This window comes from Frankia sp. AiPs1, from assembly GCF_023716945.1.
In the GTDB taxonomy this organism is placed as follows: domain Bacteria; phylum Actinomycetota; class Actinomycetes; order Frankiales; family Frankiaceae; genus Frankia.
The window spans coordinates 1-8329 of record NZ_JAMQQF010000249.1; the positions used below are offsets into that span (position 1 = coordinate 1).

Below are 8329 nucleotides of genomic sequence, written 5' to 3' on the forward strand. Positions count from 1 at the left end.
CCCGGCGGCCCGCCTGCCCCGCCGCCGGCGCCCGTGCCTCGATCGCGGCACGGGCGGCGACGACCGGGCGGGCGTCAGGCCTCGGAAATCAGCCTAGGGGGCGCCCCGCAGCTTCGCGAGGGCTTCCGCGAGGATCGCCTCGCCGTCCTTCTCGTTACGCCGCTCCCGCACGTAGGCGAGATGGGTCTTGTACGGCTCGGTCCGCGGCGGGGCCGGGGTGTTCTCCCGGTCCCGCCCCGCCGGAAAGCCACAGCTCGGACAGTCCCACGTGTCGGGGATGGCCGCGTCCGCGGCGAACGACGGTTTCGTCTCGTGCGCATTGGCGCACCAGAAGGAGATGCGCTGGCGGGGCGCGGTCTCGCCGCGCTCCGCCTCTCCCATCGGTCCTGCCCCGACCCGGCTCCCCCGGATGGCGTTGCCACCTGCCACGGCCCGCGTGCTCCTTCGTCTCGTCCCATGGGTGGTAGCCCGGAACCCGCTGCGGCGCCCCCACGGTGTGCACCACCGCGGGAACCGACAGCCGATTCCGCAACCATGACGTTCCCGGCCACTCCCCCGGGATGTCCCTCCGGGTACGTCCTGGGGGGAGTGTAGGCCGCCATGGCCCAACGTGGATGCACCGACCACCCCAACCCGGCCATGCCCAGCCCGGACGATCTTGGACGGGTCGGGCGTCATCCGGATCCGAGCGACACCGCGGACGGATCGGCCGTACCGATGGACGGGACGATCGCGAACGTCGTGACCCCCGCGCTGTGGAACTCCGGGGTGTGCACGACCGCCAGCGGGATCACGGCGGCACTGCCGACGACGGTCTGCTCCAGCGCACCCCACGAGGCGGCCGCAGTGGTCTCCGTGGTGGCCTCCAGGGCGGCCTCGAGCTGGCGGGTGGCGTTCGGGTCGCGGTAGCCGCCGTCGGCGGGCCGTGGGCCGAGCCACTGGTCGTCCAGCAGCGGCTGGAAGACGGTGCGCCCGGCGTCGCCGAACCACGCCGGGGTGATCGTGGACAGCGCCAGGTCCCAGAACTGGCCGGTGGGGTCCACCGCCGCGGCGGCGTACCGCGCGCCGGTGCGGATCCGCACGTCGAGGCGGACGCCGGCGCGGGCGAACGCCGTCCGCAGCGCCTCGGCGACCGCCGCGTCGGTGGCGCTGTCCGTGGTGAGCAGCGACAGCGCCGTGACGGGGCCGCCGGGGGTCTGGCCGAGCGCCTCCTGGCAGCGGGCCGGGTCACCCAGGCCGGCGGGGCTCGGGAAGGGGTCGGCGTCGTTGTAGCCGGTCATCGGCTCCTGCAGCAACCCGCCCGTGGTGGCGGCGAACTCGGGGCCGCCGAGGGCCGCAGCCAGACTCACCCGGTCGATGCAGTAGGGCAGCGCCTGGCGGATGACCGGTTCGCGCAGGGCGGCCGCGGACGGACCGTCGAGGCCCACCGTGAGCGCCAGGGTGGATCCCACCGGGTCGACGACGAGGCGCGGGTCCCTGGCCTTCGCCAGTTCCGCGGCCCGACCGGCCGGGAGTGCACCGTCGAGCGCCATGTCCGCGCCGCCGCGTTCGATCTGCTGCTGCATCTGTTCGGGGGACAGCCCGTCGGTGATCGTAATGTGGTCGGGCAGGGCCCGGCGGATGCCGTCCGAGGAGGCGCTCCACGACGGGTTGCGGGCCAGCCGGTAGCCCGGGGTGTCGTCCCCGTCGGGGGCGATGGTGAACCGGTAGGGCCCGTCGGAGACCAGGTTGTGCAGGTACTCCGACGAGTCGGGCGGGTAGGCGAGCGCCTCCAGCGGCACCGGCGACGCCGCCGGCAGGGCCAGCACGTCGACGAAGTCGTTCACCGGGGCGAGCAGGTGGAACGCGACGGTGTCATCGCCGACGATCTCCATACCCTCGATGGTGTTGCTCTCGACGAAGGCGGCGGCGTCCCCGACCGGGGTCGCCGCAAGCTCGGTGCAGAACTCGCGGAAGCCCACGACCGTGGCGGCGAAGTAGCCGCGCAGCGGGGAGGGATCCGGCGGCACGCACAGCCGCTTGATGCCGCGGGCGACGTCGTTGGCCGTGATCCGCCGCTGGTTCGGGGTGTCCCAACGGGCCGCCGACCGCAGCCGGACGGTGTAGACCAGGCCATCCTCGGTGACGATCGGCGCCCCGGCGGCCAGGTCGGGCCGCGGCACCGTCGACCTCGCCGGATCGGCGTCGGCGGGATAGCTGTAGAGCTGGCGGGTGACGAGGCGGGCGACGGCCTGCTCGCCGGGCTGATCGGCCCAGCCCGGGTCCCCGCTGGGCATCTGCTGGGTGACGATGCGCAGGGTGCCCCCGGGCTTGGCCGCCGGCGGAGTCGTGGCGACGGCCGTCGGAGTGGGACTGGGCACGGCGAGTCGGCCGGCGCCGGCGGAACCGCCGCTGCAGGCAGCGACGGCGACGGCCAGCACGCCGACGAGCGCCGCGAGTCGAGAAGCCGCCGTCCGCCGGCTCCGGGAGCGGGGGCGGCGGCGGGCACGCGGGGCGTTCAATTCTTCAGCAGCAGACCGAGACCGATGATGCAGACGAACCAGACGGTCCCAACCAGGACGGTCAGCCGGTCGAGGTTCTTCTCCACGACGGAGGAACCGCCAAGCGACGAGGACACGCCCCCACCGAACAGGGTGGACAGACCGCCCCCCTTGGCCCGGTGCAACAAGACGAGCAGGATCATCAGAACACTCGCGATGACCAAGGCGATCGACAGACCGACCGTCATTCAGACCAGCTCCTGCTCCTCGGGGAGGCGGCAGGAGACCCGCGCCCGGCTCGCCTGCGCGACAGCGGAGGCTCCACGGCCCTGCACACCTCCTGCGCCTTCCAACAACCTGTGCCTACCAGTGACCCGCGCCCGGCAGGCGACCCGCGCCCACCAGGCAGCCCGCGCCCACCAGGCAAACCGCGCCTGGCAGCCAACCCACACCTGCCGGCGCTATTGGCCGATCCGGCATCCCCGGGGGCAAGCGATATCGGCACACGTCGCCAGGCAACAGTATCCACGTGCACCGGCGAGCCCCCGCCGGAACCGGCACCGCGAGGGCCGGGCGGGTGACCGGGTGTACGGGGGGTGTACGGCGGACAGCCACGTACAGACCGGCCCGGCCGGCCGTTTCTCGACGGTTCCGCCAAGGTACCGCACCCTGCCGCCCAGGCCGCGATGACGCACCCCGCTCCGGGCCGGCGATGCGCCGCCGGGTCCGACCGGCGGGTGAGCGTTGCGCGAGTCGAGATCTGGCACTGCGTCCGCAACGGCGAGAGCCCGGCGAGGGTTCACCCCACCGGGCTCTCGGATCGGCCGACTCAGGCAGGCGGGCCGCTGCGCACGATGCCGACGAACTCCTCGGCGACGAGGCTGGCCCCGCCGACGAGCCCACCGTCGACGTCGGGCATCGTGAACAGCTCGCCGGCGTTCGCCGCCTTCACGGAGCCGCCGTAGAGGACGCGGATGCCCGCGGCCACCGCGTCGCCGTAGAGCTGGGCGAGCTGCCCGCGCACGGCGGCGCACATGTCCTGGGCGTCCTGGGCGGAGGCCGTGCGGCCGGTGCCGATCGCCCACACCGGCTCGTAGGCGATGACGATCGTCGCGGCCTGCTCGGCGGTGATCCCGGCGAGCGACCCGGCGAGCTGGCCCAGCACGTGCTCGACGTGGGTGCCGGCCGCGCGGATCTCCTCGACCTCGCCGACGCACAGAATCGGCGTTATCCCGACGGCATAGGCCGCCTTCGCCTTGGCGGCGACCAGGGCGTCGTCCTCGTGGTGGTCGGCGCGACGCTCGGAATGGCCGACGACGACGTAGGAGCAGCCGAGCTTGGCCAGCATCGACCCGCTGATGTCGCCGGTGTGCGCGCCCGAGCCGTGCGGGGAGAGGTCCTGCCCGCCGTAGCCGAGGGCGAGCTTGTCGCCGTCGATGAGCGTCTGGACGCTGCGCAGGTCGGTGAACGGCGGGATGACGACGACCTCGACCGTCTCGAGCTCGGCGGGCTTGAGATCGAAGGCGATCTTCTGCACCAACGCGATGGCCTCGAGGTGGTTGAGGTTCATCTTCCAGTTGCCGGCCACCAGCGTCCGCCGCCCGGTGCCTTTGTCCTTGCTCACGCCGTTCTTACCCTTCTCGCTAGCCCGATCGGATCGTCCCCGGCCCAGCGGTGCCATCACCGGCTCCTGTTCTCGGACATCGAGGCGGCCCCGGACATCGAGGCGGCCCCGCGCATCGAGGCGGCCCCGGACATCGGGGCGGCCTCAGACATCGAGCGCCGCGAGGCCGGGCAGCGTCTTGCCCTCGAGGTACTCCAGGCTCGCTCCGCCACCGGTGGAGATGTGGCTGAAGGCGTCGTCGGGGATGCCGAGCGTGCGCACGGCGGCGGCGGAGTCCCCGCCGCCCACCACGGAGAAGCCGTCCCCGGCGGCGATCGTCTCGGCGACCCCGCGGGTGCCGGCGGCGAACGGCACGAGCTCGAACACGCCCATCGGACCGTTCCAGAACACGGTGGCGGCGCCGGCGAGCCGCTCGGCGAACAGCGCCGTGGACGCCGGGCCGATGTCCAGGCCGAGCCAGCCCGCACCGATCCCGTCGGCGCCGACGACGGCGGTCTGCGCGTCGGCGGCGAAGCGGTCGGCGACGACGACGTCGGTTGGCAGCACGATGCGGTCCCCGCCCTCGGCGAGCAGCGCCTTGCAGGTGTCGATCATCTCGGCCTCGAGCAGGGAGCCACCGACGCCATGGCCGAGGGCAGCGAGGAAGGTGAAGCACATGCCGCCGCCGACGAGCAGCGCGTCGACCTTGGGAAGCAGGGCCCGGATGACCCCGAGCTTGTCCGACACCTTCGAGCCACCGAGGACGACCGCGTAGGGGCGGGCCGGGTCGGCGCTGAGCCGGCGCAACACGTCGAGTTCGGTGAGCACCAGCCGGCCGGCGGCGTGCGGCAGCCGCTTGGGCACGTCGACGACGCTGGCGTGGGCCCGGTGGACCGCACCGAAGGCGTCGCCGACGTAGAACTCGGCCAGGGCGGCCAGGGCGTCCGCGAACGACGCCCGGGTCACGGCATCCTTGCTGGTCTCGCCGGGCGAGAAGCGCAGGTTCTCCAGCAGCGCCACCTCGCCGTCACCGAGGGCCGCGACGACCTCACGCGCGTGGGCGCCGGCGATGTCGCCGGTACCGTCGCCGGCGAAGGCCACCGGCCGGCCGAGCAGCTCGCCGAGGCGGGCCGCGACCGGCTTCAGTGAGTACTTGGGGTCGGGCTCGCCCTTGGGACGGCCGAGATGGGAGGTCACGATCACCCGCGCGCCGCGGTCCAGCAGCGCGGCGATCGTCGGGACACTGGCGCGGACCCGGCCGTCGTCGGTGATGCGCGGGGTGTCGCCCGAACGGTCCAGCGGCACGTTCAGGTCGCTGCGGACCAGGACGCGGTGCCCGGCGACCTGTAGGTCGTCGATCGTCCTCACTCTTGGTTACTCCATTGGGTTCGAGACCGGGGATGGGAGACGGGCGATGCTGCGAACCGCCTCCGGCGATCCCCACCGGGAACCTGACCGGACACGCTCCGCGGCGTTGCGGTTGCGATATGAGCTGGCGAGTGCGAGACGCAGCCACGACGGCCGGGACCGCGGACGGCGGCCCCGGCCGGAACGGCGCCTTGCACCACAAGCGAAACCAGTACTACGGCGGAACTAGAGGCGGGCGCCGACCAGGGCGGTCAGGTCGACCAGCCGGTTGGAGTAGCCCCACTCGTTGTCGTACCATCCGATGATCTTGACCTGGTTACCGGCGGACATCGTCAGCAGCGAGTCGAAGGTGCAGGACGCCGGGGTGTTCACGATGTCGGAGGAGACGATCGGGTCCTCGGTGTACACCAGGTAGCCCTTGAGCGGGCCGTCGGCCGCCGCCTTGAACGCCGCGTTCACCTCGTCCTTGGTCGCCGGCGTGTTCAGCGTGGCGACCAGGTCGGTGACCGAACCGTCGAGCACCGGCACCCGCATGGCGATGCCGTCGAGCTTGCCCTTGAGGTGCGGCAGCACCAGCGCGGTGGCCTTCGCGGCCCCGGTGGTGGTCGGGATGATGTTCTGCGCCGCGGCCCGGGCCCGGCGCAGGTCCTCGTGCGGGAAGTCCAGGATGACCTGGTCGTTGGTGTAGGCGTGGATGGTGGTCATGAGGCCCTGGCTGATGCCGAACGCCTCGTCGAGGACCTTCGCCATCGGCGCCACGCAGTTCGTGGTGCAGGAGGCATTGGACAGGATGTGGTGCTTCGCCGGGTCGTAGGCGTCGTCGTTCACGCCCACGACGACGGTGATGTCCTCGTCCTTGGCCGGGGCCGAGATGATGACCTTCTTGGCGCCCGCCTTGAGGTGCTTGCCCGCGTCGGCGGCCTTGGTGAACCGGCCGGTGGACTCGATGACGATGTCCACGCCCAGGTCACCCCAGGGCAGCGCGGCCGGGTCGCGCTCGGCGAGCACCTTGATCAGGGCGTCGCCGACCCGGATGCCCTCGTCGACGACGCTGACCGGGGCGGCCAGCGTGCCCAGGGTGGTGTCGTACTTGAGAAGGTGCGCGAGGGTCTTGTTGTTGGTCAGGTCGTTCACGGCGACGATCTCAAGGTCGTCCCGCTTGCTCGCCGCGAGCGCCCGCCAGAAGTTACGGCCGATCCGCCCGAAGCCGTTGACACCCACCCGCGTAGCCACGTCCAGGACTCCCTACCGTCTTGTCTCGTCGTTTCGACGGTCATGACGCCGCTTGCGTCATGACCGGAGTTCGGTATCTCGTTGTCGAGGCAGGAGCCTAACGAGTTCGCACATCATCGGCGGTAATCCGAACCGTGCGGTGTTGGTCTCCTCACACGAGACCGCGCGCCCGTCGGGCCACCTGCTCCCACCCGGTCACGACGATGCTCCGTATCCGGAGGTTCCCGCCGCTCCCCCGCCCGGGCCCCCGGGCCAGGCACGTCCCGCGCTTGCCTGTCGCACCGTCCGAGCCGCTCCACCGTTCGGGCACCCCCCGCGCCGCGAGGCCTGCACCGTCCCGTGCGTGCGATCCCGATGGTGCTACCCCGCGATTATTCCACGGGCGTTCCGGCATCGTTGATCTGACCTCGGCACGTTCCACCACCAACGGGCCCTTATCAGGAATAGCGTTGATCCAGCTAGCGAAATGCCCGGAATCAACCAGATGACACATTGTCAGCACTCAGGCGTTCTCCAGCAGGTCCGGTGAGACGCTTGCCTCGGTGTTGGGGATGCCGAGTGCGTTCGCCCGCTTGTCCGCGAGCGCCAGCAGCCGCCGAATCCGCCCGGCGACGGCGTCCTTGGTCAACGGCGGGTCGGCGAGCGCACCGAGCTCCTCCAGGGACGCCTGGGCGTGTTCCAGCCGCAGCCGGCCCGCGGCGAGCAGGTGCTCCGGCGCGTCGTCGCTCAGGATGCGCATCGCCGCCTGCACCCGCGCCCCGGCCGCGACCGCGGCGCGGGCCGAGCGGCGCAGGTTGGCGTCGTCGAAGTTCGCCAGCCGGTTCGCCGTCGCCCGGACCTCGCGGCGCATCCGCCGCTCCTCCCAGGCCATCAGGCTGTCATGCGCACCGATCTTGGTCAGCAACGCGCCGATGGCGTCCCCGTCCCGGATGACCACCCGGTCGACCCCGCGCACATCGCGGCTCTTGGCCTGCACACCGAGCCGCCGCGCCGCCCCGACCAGCGCGAGCGCCGCCTCCGGACCCGGCGAGGTCACCTCGAGCGAGCAGGACCGGCCGGGTTCCGTCAGCGACCCGTGGGCGAGGAACGCACCCCGCCATGCCGCCGCCGCGTCACAGGCCGAGCCGGTGACGACCTGCGGCGGCAGCCCGCGGACGGGCCGGCCTCGCTGGTCGAGCAGGCCCGTCGAGCGGGCGAGCTGTTCACCGTCGCGTTCGACCCGCACGATGTAACGCACCGAACGTCGCAGTCCCCCGGCGGCGAGCACCGCCACCGTGGACGGGAAGCCGAAGACCTCGGCGACCTCCCGGCGCAGCCGGCGCGCGGTCGCCCCCGTATCCAGCTCCGCCTCCACCACGATGCGGCCCCCGACGATGTGCAGCCCCCCACCGAAACGCAGCAGGGCTGCCATCTCGGCCCGCCGGCAACAGGGCTTCGCGACCCGTAGCCGGCTCAGTTCATCCTTGACGGTGGCCGTCATCGCCGCCACACCGATCACTCCTTGGCTTCACCGAATGGGGTCCGGCGAACGACGCCGCCGGACGATGGGTACTTCGTGACCGGCCGCCGGCTGCCCCCCGCTGACGGCGCCCGCGGCACCGACAGGGCAGGCGGCCCGGACGGCCCGGTGCGGACGGCCGGCGAC

At 72.4% G+C, this 8329-nt stretch carries 7 protein-coding genes; all 7 read right to left on the bottom strand.

Annotation, left to right across the window (positions count from 1 at the left end; genetic code table 11):
- Window positions 1-93 precede the first annotated feature (93 nt).
- The 7 genes from ND748_RS19455 to whiA all read right to left on the bottom strand — a co-directional run bounded on the left by ND748_RS19455 (window position 94) and on the right by whiA (window position 8164).
- Window positions 94-429 carry an RNA polymerase-binding protein RbpA gene (locus tag ND748_RS19455; RefSeq protein ID WP_251747432.1) on the bottom strand — a complete coding sequence of 112 codons (336 nt, stop codon included), beginning with the start codon at window positions 427-429 and terminating at the stop codon, window positions 94-96.
- A gap of 245 nt (window positions 430-674) precedes the next feature.
- Window positions 675-2420 (bottom strand): ABC transporter substrate-binding protein, encoded by a 1746-nt coding sequence (locus ND748_RS19460; protein WP_374215979.1) that lies wholly within the window; start codon window positions 2418-2420, stop codon window positions 675-677.
- Between the two features lie 77 nt (window positions 2421-2497).
- Window positions 2498-2728 carry a preprotein translocase subunit SecG gene (secG, locus tag ND748_RS19465; RefSeq protein WP_251747434.1) on the bottom strand — a complete coding sequence of 77 codons (231 nt, stop codon included), beginning with the start codon at window positions 2726-2728 and terminating at the stop codon, window positions 2498-2500.
- Window positions 2729-3309: 581 nt separating this feature from the next.
- Window positions 3310-4161: a triose-phosphate isomerase gene (tpiA, locus tag ND748_RS19470; RefSeq protein ID WP_251747435.1), complete on the bottom strand. Its 852-nt coding sequence runs from the start codon at window positions 4159-4161 to the stop codon at window positions 3310-3312.
- An 87-nt stretch (window positions 4162-4248) separates the two neighbouring features.
- Window positions 4249-5451, bottom strand: a complete 1203-nt coding sequence (gene pgk, locus ND748_RS19475; protein ID WP_251747436.1) for a phosphoglycerate kinase — start codon at window positions 5449-5451, stop codon at window positions 4249-4251.
- A 225-nt stretch (window positions 5452-5676) separates the two neighbouring features.
- A complete protein-coding gene (gene gap / locus ND748_RS19480; protein ID WP_251747437.1) occupies window positions 5677-6684 on the bottom strand; it encodes a type I glyceraldehyde-3-phosphate dehydrogenase in 1008 nt (335 codons plus the stop codon).
- A 502-nt stretch (window positions 6685-7186) separates the two neighbouring features.
- Window positions 7187-8164, bottom strand: a complete 978-nt coding sequence (gene whiA / locus ND748_RS19485; RefSeq protein ID WP_251747438.1) for a DNA-binding protein WhiA — start codon at window positions 8162-8164, stop codon at window positions 7187-7189.
- Between the last annotated feature and the right edge of the window lie 165 nt (window positions 8165-8329).

Excerpts from the sequence above, each read along its gene's own strand:
- tpiA (WP_251747435.1), bottom strand. The coding sequence starts at position 4,161 with ATGGCACCGCTGGGCCGGGGACGATCCGATCGGGCTAGCGAGAAGGGT.
- secG (WP_251747434.1), bottom strand. The coding sequence starts at position 2,728 with ATGACGGTCGGTCTGTCGATCGCCTTGGTCATCGCGAGTGTTCTGATG.
- whiA (WP_251747438.1), bottom strand. The coding sequence starts at position 8,164 with ATGACGGCCACCGTCAAGGATGAACTGAGCCGGCTACGGGTCGCGAAG.